The 19,173-nt window shown below is 71.7% G+C and carries 8 protein-coding genes; 5 read left to right on the plus strand and 3 right to left on the minus strand.

The annotated features are described in order from the left end of the window. Position 1 precedes the first annotated feature (1 nt). The 3 genes from NR792_RS37720 to NR792_RS37730 are packed head-to-tail and all read right to left on the minus strand — an operon-like array spanning position 2 to position 14,773. On the minus strand, positions 2 to 12,850 hold the full coding sequence (locus NR792_RS37720; RefSeq protein WP_375757522.1) for a non-ribosomal peptide synthase/polyketide synthase: 12,849 nt from the start codon (positions 12,848 to 12,850) through the stop codon (positions 2 to 4). Between the two features lie 53 nt (positions 12,851 to 12,903). Further along, positions 12,904 to 13,167: a phosphopantetheine-binding protein gene (locus NR792_RS37725; protein ID WP_375757523.1), complete on the minus strand. Its 264-nt coding sequence runs from the start codon at positions 13,165 to 13,167 to the stop codon at positions 12,904 to 12,906. Positions 13,168 to 13,186: 19 nt separating this feature from the next. Next, positions 13,187 to 14,773, minus strand: a complete 1,587-nt coding sequence (locus NR792_RS37730) for an AMP-binding protein (RefSeq protein ID WP_375757524.1) — start codon at positions 14,771 to 14,773, stop codon at positions 13,187 to 13,189. Positions 14,774 to 15,053: 280 nt separating this feature from the next. On the opposite strand from NR792_RS37730, the gene NR792_RS37735 reads away from it, so the two are divergent. The 5 genes from NR792_RS37735 to argC are packed head-to-tail and all read left to right on the plus strand — an operon-like array spanning position 15,054 to position 19,135. Next, a complete protein-coding gene (locus tag NR792_RS37735; protein WP_375757525.1) occupies positions 15,054 to 16,001 on the plus strand; it encodes a 1-deoxy-D-xylulose-5-phosphate synthase N-terminal domain-containing protein in 948 nt (315 codons plus the stop codon). Then, complete coding sequence (locus NR792_RS37740) at positions 15,998 to 17,035, plus strand: transketolase family protein (RefSeq protein ID WP_375757526.1); 1,038 nt, start codon at positions 15,998 to 16,000, stop codon at positions 17,033 to 17,035. The genes NR792_RS37735 and NR792_RS37740 overlap by 4 nt, the downstream gene beginning before the upstream one ends. 1 nt (position 17,036) lies before the next feature. Continuing rightward, positions 17,037 to 17,234: a lysine biosynthesis protein LysW gene (lysW, locus tag NR792_RS37745; RefSeq protein ID WP_375757527.1), complete on the plus strand. Its 198-nt coding sequence runs from the start codon at positions 17,037 to 17,039 to the stop codon at positions 17,232 to 17,234. Positions 17,235 to 17,243: 9 nt separating this feature from the next. Then, a complete protein-coding gene (locus NR792_RS37750; RefSeq protein WP_375757528.1) occupies positions 17,244 to 18,095 on the plus strand; it encodes a RimK family alpha-L-glutamate ligase in 852 nt (283 codons plus the stop codon). Beyond that, the gene (gene argC, locus NR792_RS37755) at positions 18,092 to 19,135 is read left to right on the plus strand and encodes an N-acetyl-gamma-glutamyl-phosphate reductase (protein ID WP_375757529.1); all 1,044 of its coding nucleotides are present in this window, start codon (positions 18,092 to 18,094) and stop codon (positions 19,133 to 19,135) included. Before NR792_RS37750 ends, argC begins: the two co-directional genes overlap by 4 nt. Positions 19,136 to 19,173 lie beyond the last annotated feature (38 nt).

Below are 19,173 nucleotides of genomic sequence, written 5' to 3' on the forward strand. Positions count from 1 at the left end.
CTCAGCTGGAGCCGGGCCGGCCCCGCCGCTGGGCCATGCGCCGCAGGTTGTCCCGCCGCTGCGTGCCCGGGTCCTGCGCGGGCGCGGGAGCGGCCACCGGCGGCGCGTCCTTCGGCGGCGACAGGTGCCCGGCGAGCGCGCGCACCGTGGGGTACTGGAAGAGCGTCACCAGCGGGACCTTGCGGCCCACCAGCGCCTCCAGCTTCGCGTGCACCGACTGGAGCAGCAGCGAGTTGCCTCCCAGGTCGAAGAAGTTGTCGCTCGCGCCCACGCGCTCCACCCCCAGGACTCCGGCCCAGAGCGCGGCCAGCGTCTGCTCCAGCCCGGCCTCGGGGACGCGGTAGTCCTCGCTCAATTCGGGGCGGTGCACGTCCGGCGCGGGCAGGGCCTTGCGGTCCAGCTTGCCGTTCGGGGTGAGGGGCAGCCGCTCCATCACCACGAACGCCGAGGGCACCGCGTGCTCCGCGAGCGACCGGCGCAGCGTGGCCCGCAGCGCGTCCACCGTGAACGAAGCCCCTTCGCGAAGCACCAGGTACGCGACCAGCCTCCGCTGGCCCGGAACGTCCTCGCGCGCCAGCGCCACCGCCTCCTTCACCTGGGGTTGCGCGAGCAGCGCGGCCTCCACCTCGCCCAGCTCGATGCGGAAGCCTCTCACCTTCACCTGCGAGTCCGCGCGGCCCCGGAACTCCAGCGTGCCGTCCGCGAGCCACCGCACCACGTCCCCCGTGCGGTACAGGCGCGCGCCGGGCTCGCGGGAGAACGGATCCGGTCCGAAGCGCTCCGCCGTGAGCGCGGGCTGGCCCAGGTAGCCGCGAGCCACCTGGGCGCCTCCCAGGAACAGCTCGCCCCACAGCCCCACCGGCACGGGCTGTCGCGTGCCATCCAGCACATACACGCGCACGTTCGGCTCCGGGCTTCCAATGGGTGGCAGCAGGCCCTCGGGGGCTTCGGGCTTCACGACGCCGGAGGTCGCGATGACGGTGTTCTCCGTGGGGCCGTAGCAGTTGAGCCACTGGCCCGGGACGGAGGGCCCCGGGCGGCGGTGCAGCACGTCTCCAGCCACGTGCACCCGGCGCAGCGGCATGCCGGAGGGCCAGGGCTGCTCCAGCGCTGCCTCCGCCATGGGCGTGGGCAGGGTGGTGAGCGTGATCTCCTCTGTCGCGAGCCACCGCACCAGCCGCGCGGGCTCCGCACGCACCTCGTCCGAGGGCAGGTGGAGGCTGGCGCCGTGCGAGAGCGACGGCCAGGTCTCGAAGACGGTCGCGTCGAACGCGAGCCCCGTCAGCAGCGTGGCCCGGTCTCCCGGAGCAATCCTCGCCGCCGTGCCGAGCCCCATGACGAGGTTCGCCAGCGTGCCGTGCGACACCCCGACCCCCTTGGGCCGGCCGGTGCTGCCGGACGTGTAGATGACGTACGCCAGCGCCTCCTCGTGCAGTGTCACTCCGGGTGGGGTGGCCGGCTGCGCCTCCAGCGGGGGCTCCACGTCCAGGCAGAGCACGCGCACTCCGCATCCCTCGAAGCGCGAGGCGAAGGCCTGCCGCGTGACGACGATGCGCGCGCCGCTGTCCGTGAGCACGTGCCGCCACCAGGCCTCCGGCCACGTCAGGTCCATGGGCAGGTAGGCCCCGCCCGCCTTGAGGACGCCCAGCGCGCCCCACACGTAGCCGGGCGTGCGGTCCATGCACACCGCGACCACGCGCTCCGGCCCCACGCCCTGCGCGCGCAGCAGGTGCGCGAGCCGGTTCGACCGGGCCTCCAGCTCCCCGAATGTCAGCCGCTGCCCGTCGCTCGCGAGTGCCAGCGCCTCCGGACGCAGCCGCGCCTGCTCCGCGATGCGCGCGGGCACCCGCAGGTCCTGGGGCACGTCGAGCGCGGTGTCGTTCCATGCGACGAGGAGCTGCTGGCGCTCCGCCTCCGTCAGCAGCGACAGCGACGCGAGCGGCCGCTCCGGGCTTCGCGTCACCTGCTCCAGCAGGCGCAGGTAGTGCCCCGCCATGCGCTCCACCGTCGCTGCGTCGAAGAGGGCGGTGTTGTATTCCCAGTGCGTCAGCAACCCGGTGGCGGACTCGCGCATGAAGAGGGTGAGGTCGTGCTTCGCGAGCCCCGGATCGAATTGCACCGGCGCCGTCTCCAGCCCGCGCAGGGGGATGGCGGGGAAGTCCTTGAAGAACGCGAACACGGCCTGGAACACCGGCGTGCGGCTCAGGTCGCGCGGCGTCTGGAGCGCGTCCACCAGCTGCTCGAAGGGCACCTCCTGGTGCGCGTAGGCGCCCAGGCACGTCTCGCGCACGCGGCCCAGGAGGGACTGGAAGGACTCGGTGCCGGAGACCTTCACGCGCAGGGGCAGGGCGTTGACGAAGAAGCCGATGAGGCCTTCCACCTCGCGGTGGTTGCGGCCGGAGATGGGCGAGCCGACCACCACGTCCTCCTGGCCGCTGTAGCGCGACATCAGGGCCTGGAAGCCCGCGAGCAGCGCCATGAAGGACGTGACGCCCTGCTGGTGACACAGCTCGCGCACGGCGGCGTCCACCGCGGCGGGGACTCGCACGACGACGGCCTTGCCCGCCTGGGCCTGCACGGGCGGACGCGGCCGGTCCGTGGGCAGCTCCAGCGCGCGGGGGGCACCGTCCAGGTGCCGCTTCCACCAGGCGAGCTGCGCCTGGAGCGCTTCGCCCTGCAACGTCGCGCGCTGCCAGCGGGCGTAGTCCGTGTACCGGATGGGCAGGGCCGGCAGGTGGGGCGTCTGGTCCCGGGTGAAGGCGTCGTAGAGGAGGCCCAGCTCGCGCCCCAGCACGTCCGTGGACCAGCCGTCCGTGATGATGTGGTGCATGAGCAGGAAGAGCGCGTGGTCCTCCGCGTCCAGCCGCAGCAGGGTCGCCGTGAAGAGCGGGCCCGAGCGCAGGTCGAAGACGTGGCGCATCCGCTCCTCGGCCCGCTGGCGCAGGACGGTGTCGCGCTCCTGGGGTGGCACGTCCTCCAGCCGCTCGAAGGCGAGGGAGAAGGGACCCGGGGGGAGGACGCGCTGCACGGGCTGGCCGTCCTGCTCCGCGAACACCGTGCGCAGGGCTTCGTGGCGGTCGATGAGCGCCGCGACCGAGCGCTCCAGCGCGGCCACGTCGAGCGGCCCCTGGCACCGGATGAACACGGGGACGTTGAAGGCGAACCCGCCCGGGGTGAGCGCGTCGATGAACCACAGCCGCTGCTGCGGGAAGGACTGCGGCGCGAAGTCTCCGGCCTCCAGTCGCACCAGGGGCGGTGCGTGGAGCGGACGGGCCTCCTGGCGCAGGGCTTCGATGCGCGCGGCCAGCTCCCCGAGCGTCGGGGCCTCGAAGAGCACGCGCACCGGCAGCTCCAGCTGGAGGGACTCGCGCAGCCGCGAGGCCACCTGGGTCGCGAGCAGCGAGTGTCCGCCCAGCTCGAAGAAGTGGTCATGCGTGCCCACGCGCGGCACACCCAGCAGCGGTGCCCAGATGTCCGCGATGAGCTTCTCCACCGCGGAGACCGGGGCCACGTAGGCCGTGCCCGGGATGGCCTCTTCCGTGGGAACGGGCAGGCCGTTGCGGTTCACCTTGCCACTGGGGGTCAGGGGCAGCGCGTCCATGCGCACCAGGGCCGACGGCACCATGTACTCCGGCAGCCGTCGCGCCAGTGCTTGTCTCAGGGCCTCCGGTGAGAAGGTCGCTTCGGGCTGCGGCACCACGTACGCCACCAGCCGCTTGAAGCCGGGTGTGTCCTCACGGACCATGACGACCACGTCCCGCACGTCGGGCAGGGCGCGCAGGGCGGACTCCACCTCGCCCAGTTCGACGCGGAAGCCACGCAGCTTCACCTGGCCGTCCAGGCGGCCCATGAACTCCAGCTGCCCGTCCGCGAGCCAGCGGGCCTTGTCGCCCGTGCGGTAGAGGCGCGCTCCCGGCGTGGCGCTGAAGGGTGACGGAACAAAGCGCTCCGCGGTGAGGTCCGGCCGGCCTTGATAGCCGTGCGCGAGTCCGTCTCCGCCCACGTACACCTCTCCCGGGACGCCAATGGGACACGGGTTCCCGCGTGCATCCAGGACGTAGGCCTGGACGTTGGTCAGCGGTGTCCCTACTGGAGGCAGCGCGGGCCAGGTGCTCGAAGGCCCGGAGGCACGCCACGCGCTGACGGCATGCGTCTCCGATGGACCGTACTGGTTCTCCAGGACACAGCCGGGCAGCCGCTTGAAGAGGGCGACGAGCGCGGGCGTGACCTGGAGCTGTTCGCCCGCGGTGATGACCTCGTTGAGCGGAGGCAGCTCCGTCGCGGTGCGCGCCGCGTCGCTCAGCGATTGGAGCGCGACGAAGGGGAGGAAGAGGCGCTCCACCCGGTGCCGGGTGAGGTAGCGCAGCAGTGCCTGGGGATCCCGACGCAGGTCCGCGGCGCTGAGGAGCAGACGGCCACCGATGCACCACGTGCCGAAGATCTCCTGGAAGGAGACGTCGAAGTTGAGCGAGGCGAACTGGAGCGTCGTGGCTTCGGCCCGCACGGCGCGCTTGAGCTGCCACGCGAGCATGTTGCCGATGCCCCGGTGGGACATGGCGATGCCCTTGGGCCGGCCGGTGCTACCGGAGGTGAAGACGACGTAGCAGACAGCTTCGGGAGACAGCTCCACGTTCGGGGAGGACGTAGGCCGCGAGGCGAGTGAAGCAGCCTCCGCCTCCATCGTCACGATGCGCGCGGAGGTGTCTGGCGGCAGGGCCTGCACGAAGCCCTCATGCGCGAGGACCACGGGCGCGCGCGTGTCCTCCACCATCAGCGCCAGACGCTCCACGGGGTAGTTCGGATCCAGCGGGACATAGGCCGCGCCCGCCTTGAGGGAGGCGAGGACGGCGACAGGCATGTCCAGGCTGGAGCGCTCCAGGCACAGCCCGACGGAACCTCCCGGCGTGACGCCCAGCGAGCGGAGGTGGTGCGCGAGCTGATTCGCGCGTGCATCCAGCTGGGTGTACGTCAGGGCCTCGGTCCCGTTCGTGACCGCGACGGCTTCCGGTGTCCGCGCGACCTGCGCTTCCACCCAGCGGTGCATGAGCCCGGGCTCGAAGGAGAGGTCCGTCGAGGCGTTCCACTTCACGACGACCTGACGCCGCTCCTCCTCGGAGAGGAGCGGCAGGGCGGCCAGGGGCTGCTCGGGATGACGGACCGCGCCCTCGAGCAGCCGCACGTAGTGCCCGGCCATCCGGACGACAGTCGTTGCCTCGAAGAGGGCGGTGTTGAACTCCCAGAACGCCGTCAGGCCCTGCTCCGACTCGCGGACGAAGAGCATGAGGTCGAAGCGGGAGACGCCCGTCTGGAACGGGACGTCGTCCGCGTGGAGGCCCGGCAACGAGAAGGGGACGGCCGCCTGTTGCAGGACGAAGAGGGCCTGGACCAGCGGCGCACGGCTCAGGTCGCGCGGCGGCTTGAGCGCGTCCACGAGCTGTTCGAACGGGAGGTCCTGATGGGCGAAGGCGCCCAGGCACCCCTCACGCACGCTGCGCAGCAGGTGCCGGAACGAACGCGAGCCGGTGACGTCCGCGCGCAGCGCGAGCGTGTTGACGAAGAAGCCGATGAGCCCTTCGACCTCACGGCGGTTGCGTCCGGAGATGGGCGAGCCGACGACGATGTCGTCCTGTCCGCTGTAGCGCGCGAGCAGGGCCTGGAACCCCGCCAGCAGCGTCATGAACAGCGTGGTGCCCTCACGCTGCCCCATGGCGACGAGGGCACGGGTCAGCGCGTCCGGCAGCGGGACCTTGAAGTACGCACCCTGGAAGGTCTGCACGGGGGGACGCGGCTTGTCGGTGGGCAGGTCCAGCACGGGCGGCGCCCCCGCGAGCTGCTCGCGCCACCACGCCACCTGTTCCTCCAGCACGTCTCCCTGCAACCAGGCGCGCTGCCACAGCGCGTGGTCCGCGTACTGGACGGTCATGGGCGGGAGCGCGGCCTCGGTGCCCTGGAGCCGGGCGAGGTAGAGCGCATCCAGCTCCCGCTGGAGCACGGCGATGGACCAACCGTCGAAGACAGTGTGATGGAAGTTGAGGACGAGGACCTGATCCTCCTCCGCCACCCGCAGCAGCGTGGCCCGGAACAGGGGGCCGCGCCGCAGGTCGAACGGCACGTGCGCTTCGGCCTCCACCTGGCGCTGGAGCGGAACATCCGGGTTCACGTCCCCCTGCTTCAGCGTGAGCGTCCACGCGGGCCCGATGCGTTGCACCGGCTGGCCGTCCACTTCGTCGAACGTGGTGCGCAGGACCTCGTGACGCCGGATGAGGGCGTTGAGCGCGTCCTCCAGTGCGGGCGTGTCCAGCCGTCCCCGGAGCCGGGTGACCAGGGGCAGGTTGTAGGCGTGCGCGCTGGTGTCCAGCTGCGAGACGAACCACAGCCGCTGCTGGGAGAACGACTGGGGCACGAGCTCGCCGCGAAGCTGGGGCACCAGCGGCGGGACGGCCTTCCGGTTCGCGCCGTGCAGCTGCTCCTCCAACCGCGCGGCGAGCTGCGCGACGGTGGGCGCCTCGAAGAGGACGCGCAGGGACAGGTCCACCTGGAACGCCTCCCGCAGCCGGGAGACCACCTGCGTGGCGAGCAACGAGTGCCCGCCCAGCTCGAAGAAGTGGTCCTGCAACCCCACGCGCGGCACCACGAGCAGGGACGCCCAGATGTCGGCGATCACCTTCTCCACCGCCGTCATGGGCGCCTGGAACCCGGCGTCGGACGCTGCCTCGTCCGTGGGGGCGGGCAGGCCGTTGCGGTTCACCTTGCCGCTCGGGCCCAGGGGCAGGGCATCCAGGCGCACCAGGGCCGACGGCACCATGTGCTCTGGCAGCCGTCGCGCCAGGGCCTGCCTCAGGCCCTCCGGTGAGAAGGTCGCCTCGGGTTGGACCACGTAGGCCACCAGCCGCTTGAAGCCGGGCGTGTCCTCGCGCACCACGGCGACGACGTCCCGCACGTCGGACAGGGCGCGCAGGGCGGACTCCACTTCACCCAGCTCGACGCGGAAGCCGCGCAGCTTCACCTGGCCGTCCAGGCGGCCCAGGAACTCCAGCTGCCCATCCGCGAGCCAGCGGGCCTTGTCACCCGTGCGGTAGAGGCGCGCACCTGGCGTGGAGCTGAAGGGCGAGGGGATGAAGCGCTCCGCGGTGAGGTCGGGCCGGCCGTGGTAGCCGTGCGCGAGTCCTTCTCCGCCCACGTACACCTCGCCCGGCACGCCGACGGGGCAGGGCTCGCGGCGCGGATCCAGCACGTAGACCTGGACCGAGGGCAGCGGCGTTCCCACCGGAGGCAGCGCGGGCCAGGTGCTCGGAGGCCCCGACGCGCGCCAGGCGGAGACCGCATGGGTTTCGGAGGGGCCGTACTGGTTTTCCAGGACGCAGCCGGGCATCCGCTTGAAGAGGGCGACGAGCGCGGGCGTGACCTGGAGCTGTTCGCCCGCGGTGATGACCTCGTTGAGCGGAGGCAGCTCCATTGCTGTGCGCGCTGCTTCGCTCAGCGATTGGAGCGCGACGAAGGGGAGGAAGAGGCGTTCCACGCGGTGCTGCGTGAGGTAGCGCAGCAGGGCTTGCGGATCCCGACGCAGGTCCGCAGCGCTGAGGAGCAGACGGCCACCGATGCACCAGGTGCCGAAGATCTCCTGGAAGGAGACGTCGAAGTTGAGCGAGGCGAACTGGAGCGTCGTGGCTTCGGCGCGGACCGCGCGGCGGACCTGCCACGCAAGCATGTTGCCGATGCCCCGGTGGGACATGGCGATGCCCTTGGGGCGCCCCGTGCTGCCGGAGGTGAAGACGACGTAGCAGACCGCTTCGGGTGACAGCCTCACGCCTGGAGACGCCGTAGGACGCGAGGCGATTGAAGCGGCCTCGGCCTCCATCGTCACGATGCGTGCGGAGGTGTCCGGCGGCAGGGCCTTTGTGAAGCCGGCATGTGCGAGGACCACGGGAGCGCGCGTGTCCTCCACCATCAGGGCCAGGCGCTCCGCTGGATAGTGCGGATCGAACGGGACATAGGCCGCGCCCGCCTTGAGGGAGGCGAGGACCGCGACGGGCATGTCCAGGCTGGAGCGCTCCAGGCACAGCCCGACGGAACTTCCCGGCGTGACGCCCAGGGCGATGAGGTGGTGCGCGAGCTGATTCGCGCGTGCATCCAGCTGGGCGTACGTCAGGGCCTCCGTCCCGTTCGTGACCGCGACGGCTTCCGGTGTCCGTGCGACCTGCGCCTCCACCCAGACGTGGATCAACCCGGATGCGGGGAGCCGTTCCTCCCGCTGGTTCCACGCGACCAGGACCTGCTCGCGTTCCTCCCGCGACAGCAGCGGCAGGTCCGCCAGCGGTTGCTCGGGGTTCGAGGTGACGCCTTCGAGCAGCCGCACGTAGTGCCCGGCCATCCGGGCGAGGGTCGCCTCCTCGAAGAGGGCGGTGTTGTATTCCCAGTAGGCGACGAGCCCTTGCGGCGTCTGCCGCATGAACAGCATGAGGTCGAAGCGGGAGACGCCCGACTGGAACGGCAAGTCCTCCACCGCGAGCCCCGGCAGGGACAGCGGCGTCGCGGCCCGCTGGAGGACGAACATCGTTTGCACCAGCGGCGTCCGGCTCAGGTCGCGCGGCGGCTTGAGCGCGTCCACGAGCTGTTCGAACGGCAGGTCCTGATGCGCGAAGGCGCCCAGGCAGCGCTCCCGCACGCTGCGCAGCAGCTGACGGAACGAGCGCGAACCGGAGACGTCCGCGCGCAGCGCGAGCGTGTTGACGAAGAATCCGATGAGTCCTTCCACCTCCCGGCGATTGCGGCCGGAGATGGGCGAGCCGACCACCACGTCCTCCTGGCCGCTGTAGCGCGCGAGCAGGGCCTGGAACCCGGCTAGCAGCGTCATGAACAGCGTGGCGCCCTCACGCTGCCCCAGGCTTTGGAGCGCGCCATGGAGAGGCTGGGGCAGTCGCACCTCGAAGTTCGCGCCCTCGAAGGTCTGCACGGGGGGACGCGGCCTGTCGGTGGGCAGGTCCAGCACGGAGGGGGCTCCCGCCAGCTCCTGCCGCCACCAGGTGAGCTGATCCTCCAGCTCGTCTCCCTGGAACGACTCGCGCTGCCACCGTGCGTAGTCCACGTACTGCAGGGGCAGGGGCGGCAGCGTGTCCTGCCCCCGCGCGGGGTAGAGCGCGTTCAGCTCGCGCTGGAGCACGTCGACGGACCACCCGTCGAAGGCGATGTGGTGGATGACGAGCATCAACACGTGGTCGTCGTCCGCGACGCGCAGGAGCAGCCCGCGCATCAGCGGACCGCGCCGCAGGTCGAACGAGCGCCGTGCCTCTTCCGAGAGCCGCTCCGCGAGCTTCGCGGGCTCCACGTCCTCCCTCGTCAGCGCGAAGTCCCAGGCCGGCCCGATGCGCTGCACCGGCTGCCCATCCACTTCGTCGAACGTGGTGCGCAGGACGTCGTGACGGCGGATGACCTGCGCGAGGCTCCGCTCCAGCGCGTCCGCGTCCAGCGCGCCCCGCAGCCGGGTGACCATGGGCACGTTGTAGGAGAAGCCCAGCGTGTCGAGCTGCGAGATGAACCACAGCCGCTGCTGCGCGAACGACTGTGGCAGCCATCCTTCGCGGGGGCCGGGAACCAGCGGGAGCGACTGGATCCGGCTGCTGGCCAGCCGCAGCGCATCGATGCGCGCGGCGAGGCTGGTGATGGTGGGGGCCTCGAACAGGACCCGCACCGACAGGTCCACCCCGAACGTCTCGCGCAGCCGGGAGACGACCTGCGTGGCGAGCAGCGAGTGTCCACCCAGCTCGAAGAAGGAGTCCTGCGTGCCCACGCGCGTGCGGCCCAGGAGCGCGGCCCAGACCTCCGCCACCGCCGTCTCCGTCGCGGTGACCGGCGCCACGTAGGCGTCGTCCGCGAGCGTGTCACCCACGGGCGTGACGAGCGCCTTGCGGTCCACCTTGCCCACGGGCGTCAGCGGCAGCCGGTCCAGCTTCACGAAGGCGGCCGGCACCAGCGGCGCGGGCAGCCGCGCGGACAGGCGCGGGCGCAGCGCGCTCACGTCCACGTCCGTGCCGGCCACCCACGCCACCAGCCGCTTGTCGCCGGGGGCGTACTCGCGCACCTCCGCGACGGCGTCCTCCACGCCGGGCAGGTGGCGCAGGGCGGTTTCAATCTCTCCCAGCTCGATGCGGAACCCGCGCAGCTTCACCTGCGTGTCCGCGCGTCCCATGAACGCCAGCTCGCCGGAAGGCAGCCATCGCGCACGGTCTCCCGTGCGGTACAGCCGGGCGCCGGGGACCTCGCTGAAGGGGTGGGGCACGAAGCGGTCCGCGGTGAGGTCCGGCCGGTCCAGGTAGCCCCACGCGAGGCCGTCGCCTCCCACGTACAGGTCGCCCACCACGCCGGGCGGCACGGGTTCCAGGCGCGCGTCCAGCACCAGCGCCTGGGAGTTCTCCAGCGCGCGGCCAATGGGCACGGGCATCCGCGCATCCAGGTCCCGCTTCACCTGATACGTGGCGGAGAAGGTGGTGTTCTCCGTGGGGCCGTAGCCGTTGACGACCGCGCGGCCCGCGTCCAGCAGCTTGCGCGCCGCCAGCGGGGACAGGACGTCGCCTCCGGTGAGGACCTGCTCCACCCGCGCGAGCGCCGCGGGCCGGTTCAGCGCCATCTGCTCGAAGAACGCGGTGGTGAGGAACATCACGCTGATGCGCTCGCGCACCAGCGTCGCTTCCAGCTCCTCCAGCGACGGCGTCACCGGCGGGTAGAGGAACAGCTTCGCGCCATGGAGCAGCGCGCCCCACAGCTCCAGCGTCGCGGCGTCGAACGACGTGGTGGCCAGCTGGAGGACGACGTCCTCGGGGCCGAACCGCACGTAGGACACGCCCTTTACCAGCCGCGCCACGGCCCGGTGGGGAACGCCCACGCCCTTGGGCCGCCCGGTGCTCCCGGACGTGTACATGACGTATGCGAGCGCATCGGCCGGGATGTGCACCCGTGGCGCGGACTCCGGCTGGTGCGCGAAGGTCCGCCAGGACGGGTCGAGCCCCACGACCCGCGAGGCCAGGCCCTTCAGCGCGGATTCACGGCCCGGCTCCACCAGGAGCACGGCGATGCGTGCGTCGCGCGCCATGAGCTCCAGGCGCTCGGGGGGATAGGACGGATCCAGCGGGACGTACGCGCCCCCCGCCTTGAGGATGGCGAGCGTCGCCACGACCATCTCCAGCGACCGGCTCGCGCACAGCCCTACCGGTGTCCCCAGGCTCACGCCCTGGCCACGCAGGTGGTGCGCGAGCTGGTTGGCCCGCGCCTCCACCTCCGCGTACGTGAGCCGCTGGCCTCCGGCCTCCAGGGCGACCGCGCCGGGGGTGCGCGCGGCCTGCTCCGCGAAGAGGGCGGGCAGGGACGCCTCGCGCGGGTAGGGGACTGCGGCTCCCGTGCCCAGGTCGAGCAGGCGGCGGCGCTCCGTTTCGCTGATCAACGGCAGCGTGGCCACGGGGCGCTCCGGCTCCGCGACCGCGGCCTCCAAGAGGCGCGTGTAGTGCTCCGCGAAGCGCGCCACCGTGGCCGCGTCGAAGAGGTCGGTGCTGTACTCCCAGAGCCCCACGAGCCCTTCCGGCGTCTCGCGCAGGAAGACGGTGAGGTCCATGCGCGACACGCCCGGCTCGAAGTCCAGCTCGGACGTCTTCAGGCCCTCCAGCTCCAGCGCGGGCACGGCCGAGTGCTGGAGCGTGAAGAACACCTGGAACAGCGGCGGGCGGCTCAGGTCGCGCTCGGGCTGGAGCGCGTCCACCAGCTGCTCGAAGGGCACCTCCTGGTGCGCGTACGCGTCCAGGCACGTCTTGCGCACGCGGCGCAGCAGCTCCCCGAAGCCGAGCGAGCCTTCACCCTGCAAGCGCAGCGGCAGCGTGTTGATGAAGAAGCCGATGAGCGGCTCCACCTCCTGGCGCGTGCGGCCGGAGATGGGCGACCCGATGACGATGTCGTCCTGTCCGCTGAGCCGCGCGAGCAGCAGGTGCATGCCGCCCAGCAGCGCCATGAACAGCGTCACACCCTGCTTGCGGCACAGCGCCTCCAGCGCCTTCCCCAGCGCCGGCGGAAGCGCGTGGCGATGCACCGCGCCGCGCGTGGACTGCACGGCGGGCCGGGGCCGGTCCGTGGGCAGCTCCAGCGCGGGGGACGCTCCCGTGAGCTGCCCCCGCCACCACTCCAGCTGTTGCGTCAGGTGCTCGCCCTGGAGCCACTGCCGCTGCCACACCGCGTGGTCGGCGTACTGCACGGGCAGCGCGGGCAGCGCGAGCAGCGCGGGCGTCGTGCCGGCGCGGAAGGCCGCGTAGAGCGCTTGAAGCTCCCGCTCCATCACCGTGAGCGACCAGCCGTCGCAGCTGATGTGGTGCAGCATCAGGAGCAGCACGTGCTCCGTCTCCCCCAGGCGCAGGAGCCGCGCGCGCACCAGCGGCCCCCTGCCCAGGTCGAAGGGCTCGCGCGCTTCCGCCTCCGCCACCTGCCGCAGGGCCTGCTCCCGCTCGGACGCGGGCACTTCCTCCAGCGACTCCACGTGCAGCGGCAGGGACAGCGACGGCGCGATGTGCTGCACGGGCTGTCCGTCCACCACGGCGAAGGTGGTGCGCAGCGCTTCGTGCCGCTCCACCAGCACGGCCAGCGCCCTCCTCAGCGCGGGGACGTCCAGCGCGCCGGTGAGCCGCGCGAAGTACGGGACGTTGTAGGAGATGCCCCCGGGCGTGAGCTGCTCGATGAACCACATCCGCTGCTGCCCGAAGGAGAGCGGCAGCAGCGCGTCGCGGGGGACGGGCACCACGGGCGGCGCTCGACGACGGGACCTCGCCGGGGACTTCGGCGCGGGGGCGGAAGGGGAGCCGGGGTGCTCGGTCGTCATGTCGCGCTCGGGGGAAAGCGGGGAAGGGGGCCGCCCTCGAGGGGCGGCTCGACTCAAGCGGTCTGCTCCTGGCGCAGCTCGTCGCACAGCGTGGCCACGGCGCGGAGCGTGTCGAACAGCTCCACCATGGACACCTCCACGCCCAGCTCGCTCTCGATGCGGTTGGACAGGACCGTGGCCATGAGGGAGTTGCCGCCAATCTCCAGGAAGTGGTCCTCCGGGCGCACGACCTCCACGCCCAGCAGCTCCTTCCACCACGCCGCCAGCTTCGCTTCCGTGTCCGTCAGGCTGGAGGCTTCTTCGGGGCTCGGGTTCAACGCCGTTCCTTCCGTCCGCTCACGCGGGCTTCAGCCGCTCGCGCAGCAGGTACTTGCGCACCTTGCCGGTGGCCGTCTTGGGCATCTCGTCGATGAGGTCCAGGCGGTCCGGCCAGTACTGGTTGGACATGCCCTGCTGCTTGAGGTGGTCGCGCAGCTCGGTGAGCGTCGGCGGCGCTTCTCCCTCGCGCACCACCACGACGGCGCACACCCGCTCGCCGCCAATCTTGTCGTCCGAGTGCGCGACGACGGCGACCTCCTTCACCTTCGGGTGCGAGTACAGCGCGGACTCCACCTCCACCACGGGGATCTTGTACCCGTACCGGAAGATGACGTCCTTCAGCCGTCCCACGATGCGGATGCCGCCGCGCCCGTCGTCGCGCGCCAGGTCGCCCGTGTCGAACCAGCCCTCCGCGTCCACCGCCGCCGCGTACACGTCGTCGCGCTTGAAGTAGGTGAGGCACTGGCTGGCGCCCCGCACCAGGAGCCGCCCCGTCCCGTCCGGGTACGGCGTGCCGTCCTCCGCGAGCGCGGGGACGATCTTCGTCTCCATCCACGCCACCGCCCGCCCGTCGCTCTGGCTGGGCCAGTCCGGCGGGTCTTCATGCCGCGTGATGGTGACCGCGCCGTTCTCCGTCATGCCCCACAGCGTGTGCAGCCGCACGCCGAACACCTCGCGCACCGCCGCGATGAGGTGCGGCGGCACCGGGATGGAGCCCGTGGCCAGCTGCCGCAGCGAGGAGGTGTTGCGCTGGCGCTTCTTCTGCAACGCGATGAGGTTCATCAGGTACGTGGGAATGCCGTACGTGAACGTGACGCCGTGCTCCTCGAAGAGCTTGAGCGTCAGCTCCGGGTCGCCCACGTCCATGTAGATGGCCGTGGCACCCAGCAGGATGGGCATGAGGTATGAGTACGTGAACCCCGTGGACGCCGTCAGCAGCGACGGCAGCGCCACCACGTCCGTGCCGTCGATGCCCAGCGTGTCGCAGAGCGCGCGCGTGATGCCGTAGTTCGTGTTGTGTGAATGCACCACGCCCTTCGGCTCGCCCGTGGTGCCGGACGTGTAGAGGATGTTGCAGACGTCGTCCGCGGCCGCCGGGGCCACGCCCGTCAGCGACGCCTCCTTCTCCCACTCACGCTCGATGAAGTGGCGCTCGAAGTCCCGCTCGCCTGCCTGGAGCTCGTCGTTGCTTCCGAGCAACACGCGGTGGCGCAGCGACGGCAGCACCGCCGCGATGTCGCGCGCCATGTCCCGGTGTGAGTGCCCCGTCCACGACGTGGGCCCCACGTACACGGACGCCTCCGTGCGCCCCAGGATGAACTCCACCTCGCGCCGCCGGTAGTCCGGCGGAATGGGCGCGATGACCGCTCCCAGCCGCGCGCACGCCAGCGCCAGCGCCGTGAAGTGCCACCCGTTGGGCAGCTGCACCGCGACGATGTCCTCGCGCCCCACGCCCAGCTCGCGCAGGCCCAGCGCGAACCGATCCATGTACCGCGCCAGCTCCGCGTACGTCAGCCGCGTGATGTCCTTGGAAAAGTACCGTGCGGCGATGATCGCGGTCTTGTCCGGATGCGATTGGACGCAGCGACGCAGATCGTCAACCACGGTGGTGTCACGCCACCAACCCTTTCGCCGGTACTCCGACCCCTTCACCAATGCCGCTGCGTTATGGAAACGCTGCCCCATCTGAAGGTCTCCTCCGAGTGTCCCGAAGCCTGGGAATGCCGAGCGAGCCGCGCGTGTAACACCGCGTGATTACCGGGCAAGACGGTTTTTTCTCGTACGTCTATATCTTAAGAAAATCCGCGTTGACGGCGCATGATGCGATTTCCTAGGGTGTCTCACAACAGCCGGATTCCTGGGCTGTGACAGCGACGCTACGGGCATGACTTTCTCGGCGAATCCAACGACCCCCGGGCTGTCGCGCGACGCGCGGACGCCAGAAGAACCCACGGCCTCCAGCGGCCCGGTGGCGCCTGCTCGCACCGGGGACGGGCCCTCGGGCGCCGCGTCGGAGGCGGGGCTGGCGCTGCTGCCCCGGCGGGCGAAGCGCATCCGTCAGACCATCGTGCGGCTGGCGGCGACGCCGTCGGGCTGTCACCTGGGCGGCTCGCTGTCGATGGTGGAGATATTGGTGGCGCTGCTGGGCCGGGTGATGCGCGTGGATCCGCGCGCGCCCAGGGCCCCGGAGCGCGACCACCTCATCCTGTCCAAGGGGCACGCGGCGGCGGGGCTCTACGCGGCGCTGGCGGAGTTCGGCTTCGTGGACGTGGAGACGCTGGTGCGCGAGTACAACGCGGACGGCAGCATCTTCACCGGGCACGTGAACGCGGCGGTGCCGGGCGTGGAGTTCGCCACCGGCAGCCTGGGCCACGGACTGGGGCTGGGCGTGGGGCTGACGCTGGCGCACGCGCTGCGCGGGGAGCCCAACCGCACCTTCGTCGTCTGCGGCGACGGGGAGATGGGCGAGGGCTCCAACTGGGAAGCGCTCCAGGTGGCGTCGCACCGCGAGCTCACGGGCCTGACGCTGATCATCGACCGCAACGGCGGGCAGAACGACGGGCCCACCGAGTCCATCCTGTCGCAGGAGGCGCTGGTGCAGCGGCTGGACGCGTTCGGCTTCCAGTCGCTGGAGGTGGACGGGCACGACCTGCCCGCGCTGTGCGCCGCGCTGGAGGCGCCCGTCGTGGGCGGACGTCCGCGCGCCGTCGTCGCCCGGACGCAGAAGGGCGCCGGCGTGCCCATGCTCAAGGGCAAGGGGCCGCACTACGCGGTGTTCTCGCAGGAGCACCTGCGGCGGGCGCTCGCGTCGCTGGGGGAGGACGGCCAGTGAGCGCGTCGCTTGCCCCGGCGGTGGACCTGGCCCGGACGCCGGAGGCGTGGCTCGACGCGCACCCGGAGCTGTCTTCGCGGTTGGTGTTCCGCCACGCGGCGGCGCGCTTCGCGGAGGAGGACGCACGCGTCGTCTTCCTGGAGGCGGACCTGGGCGGCGGGGGCGACCCGTTCGAGAAGCGCCATCCCCAGCGCTACTTCAACCTGGGCATCTGCGAGGCCACCATGCTGGACATGGCGTGTGGCCTGGCGCACGGCGGGCACACCGTCATCGCGCACAGCTTCGCGGCGTTCGGCGTGATGCGCGCGTGCGAGCAGGTGCGGCTGAACCTGGCCTATGCGCGCGCCAACGTGAAGCTGGTGTGTGACTACGGCGGCGTGGCGGGCGCGTTCTTCGGCCCCACGCACCACGCGATTGAGGACCTGGCCGTGCTGCGCGCGATGCCCAACCTCACGGTGGTGTCGCCCGCGGACGGCCTGGAGACGGTGGAGGCCACGCGCGCGATGCTCGCGCACGAAGGGCCGGTGTACCTGCGGCTGGGCCGCAACCGCGTCACCCGGCTGGACATCCAACGTCCGCCGTTCGAGCTGGGCCGCGCCGCGCTCCTGCGCGAGGGCGACGACGTGGGGCTCTTCGCGCACGGCGAGGTGGGCGTGTCCGTGGCGCTGGACGCCGCGAAGCTGTTGGAGGCGCAGGGCGTCTCCGCGCGCGTGCTCAACGTGCACACGCTCAAGCCGCTGGACGAGGAGGCGGTGCGCGAGACGGCGTCGCGCACGCGGCTGCTCGTGACCGTGGAGGAGCACAACGTGCTCGGCGGTCTGGGCAGCGCGGTGTGTGAGACGGTGTGCTCGCTGGACCTGGGGCGGCGCGTGCTGCGCGTGGGCATCCAGGACCGGTACGACTCGCGCGCCGGTTCACACGAGGCCTTGCTCAAGGGCCATGGGTTGGAGGGCGGGCAGGTGGCCGAGCGCATCCTGGGAGTGCTCCCAAGAACCCCGGTGTTTGCCGGGGGATCCGAACCGAGGAGGGACTGACATGCAGGTCCAGAATCCGATGACGGAGTCCGTGACGCCGAACCAGTGCCCTCTGTGCGCGCAGCCGGTGCCCGGTGGCAACCGGCTGGTGGGCGAGGTGCTCTCCTGTGACGGCTGTTCCGCCGAGCTGGAGGTCGTGGGCATCAACCCCCTGCGGCTCGAGGAAGCACCCGAGGTCGAGGAAGACTGGGGGGAGTAGCCCCGCGCCATGCGCAAGGTCGACCTCGTCTATACGCGCGTGCGCACCGAGGAGAAGCTCCTCCTCGAGGCGCTGCGCAGGCGCGACTGCGCCGTCAACCTGGTGCAGGACTCCGGGATGGTGCTGTCGATGGACCGGCAGCGCGTCACCGAGGCCGACACCGTGCTGATGCGCAGCATGTCCTTCACGCGTGCGCGCTACCTGGCCACGTTCCTGGAGATGAAGGGGCTGCGCGTGCTCAACAGCGCGCGGACCATCTCCCTGTGCGGGGACAAGGCGCTCACCAGCGCGGCGCTGGCCGCGAAGGGCGTGCCCATGCCGTGGGCGTTCGTGGCCTTCGACGAGGACGCGTGCCTGGAGGCGATTGAGGCGAAGGGCTACCCGGTGGTGACCAAGCCGGTGCTCGGAAGCTGGGGCCGGATGGTGGCCCGGCTGGACTCGCGCAGCGCGGCCGAGGGCGTGCTGTCCACGCGCTTCGGCACCGGCGGCGCGCAGGACCACGTGGCGCTGGTGCAGGAGTACGTGGACAAGCCGGGCTACGACCTGCGCGTCTACGTCATCGGCCGCGCGGTGGGAGGCTTGCGCCGTCGCTCCGAGCACTGGATCACCAACACCGCGCGCGGCGCCGTGCCGGAGCGCTACGAGGTGCCGGTGGTGCACGCGAAGCTGGCGGAGGCCGCGGCGGAGGCGGTGGGCGGGGACATGGTGGCGGTGGACCTGCTGGAGACGCGCGGCGGCGACATCTACGTCAACGAGATCAACCACTGCGTGGAGTTCGCGCGCAGCATCGACGAGACGGGCGTCCCGCTGCCGGACCTCATCGCGGAGTACGTCGCCTCCGGAGCCGGAGCCCGGCGATGAGCGTGCGCGTGGCGGTGCTGGGAGCCGCGGGCTACACGGGCGGCGAGGTGCTGCGCCTCTTGCTCGCGCACCCGGCCGTGGAGGTGGTGCAGGCCACCTCCGGCCAGTTCGCCGGCAAGCGCCTGGACTTCCCGCACCCGCACCTGCGCGGGCTGGGGACGCTGCGCTACACGCCGCACGACGCGCTGGAGTCCTGCGACGTGCTGGTGAGCTGCCTGCCGCAGGGGGAGTTGCTCCAGCGCTGGCAGAAGGTGTGCCGGCTGGCGGAGCGGGTGGTGGACCTGAGCGCGGACTTCCGCCTGGACGCCGCGGGGCACGCGCGCTGGTACGGCAAGCACCCGCGTCCGGATGACGTTCCCGCGTTCGTCTACGGGCTGCCGGAGTGGATGGGCGAGGCGCTGACGAACGCGCGCCACGTCGCGATTCCCGGCTGCATGGCGCACGCGGGGCTCCTGGCGCTCTTGCCGCTCTTGCACGCGGGGCTCGCGCGTCCGGACGTGCTGGTGGTGGACGCGAAGACGGGGTCGTCCGGAGGCGGCTCGACGCCCGACCGCTCCTCGCACCACCCGGAGCGCGCGAACGCGCTGCGCTGCTACAAGCCGGTGGGCCACCGGCACACGGGGGAGCTGGAGGGCGTGGTGGAACACGTCACCGGCCAGAAGCCCACCATCCATTTCAGCGCCACGGCGGTGCCGGGCGTGCGCGGCATCCTGGCGACGGTGCACGCCTTCGCGGCGAGGCCGGTGGAGGAGGCGGAGGTGGTGCGCGCCATCGCCACGCGCTACCGCGAGAAGCCCTTCGTGCGGCTCTTGCGCCCCAGCGCCTCCCTGTCGCCGTTCCCGGAGCCGGGGCCCTTGCTGGGCACGAACCACTGCGACCTGGCAGTGGACGTGGACGCGGAGCGCGGCCGCATCGTGGTGAACGCCGCCATCGACAACCTGGTGAAGGGCGCCGCCGGCACGGCGGTGCACGCGCTGAACCTGATGCTGGGCCGCCCGGAGACCGAAGGCCTGGGCTTCCGCGGCCTGCATCCGCTCTGAACCGCTTTCTGACTCCCGCTTTTTGACTCCAAGGAGCC

Origin of the sequence: Corallococcus exercitus (genome assembly GCF_042231735.1) — a bacterium.
Lineage (GTDB): Bacteria > Myxococcota > Myxococcia > Myxococcales > Myxococcaceae > Corallococcus > Corallococcus exercitus_B.

What these genes read in the sequence shown, in the direction of transcription:
- NR792_RS37735 (WP_375757525.1), top strand. Translation starts at nt 15,054, where the DNA reads ATGACTTTCTCGGCGAATCCAACGACCCCCGGGCTGTCGCGCGACGCG.
- NR792_RS37720 (WP_375757522.1), bottom strand. Translation starts at nt 12,850, where the DNA reads ATGACGACCGAGCACCCCGGCTCCCCTTCCGCCCCCGCGCCGAAGTCC.
- argC (WP_375757529.1), top strand. Translation starts at nt 18,092, where the DNA reads ATGAGCGTGCGCGTGGCGGTGCTGGGAGCCGCGGGCTACACGGGCGGC.
- lysW (WP_375757527.1), top strand. Translation starts at nt 17,037, where the DNA reads ATGCAGGTCCAGAATCCGATGACGGAGTCCGTGACGCCGAACCAGTGC.
- NR792_RS37750 (WP_375757528.1), top strand. Translation starts at nt 17,244, where the DNA reads ATGCGCAAGGTCGACCTCGTCTATACGCGCGTGCGCACCGAGGAGAAG.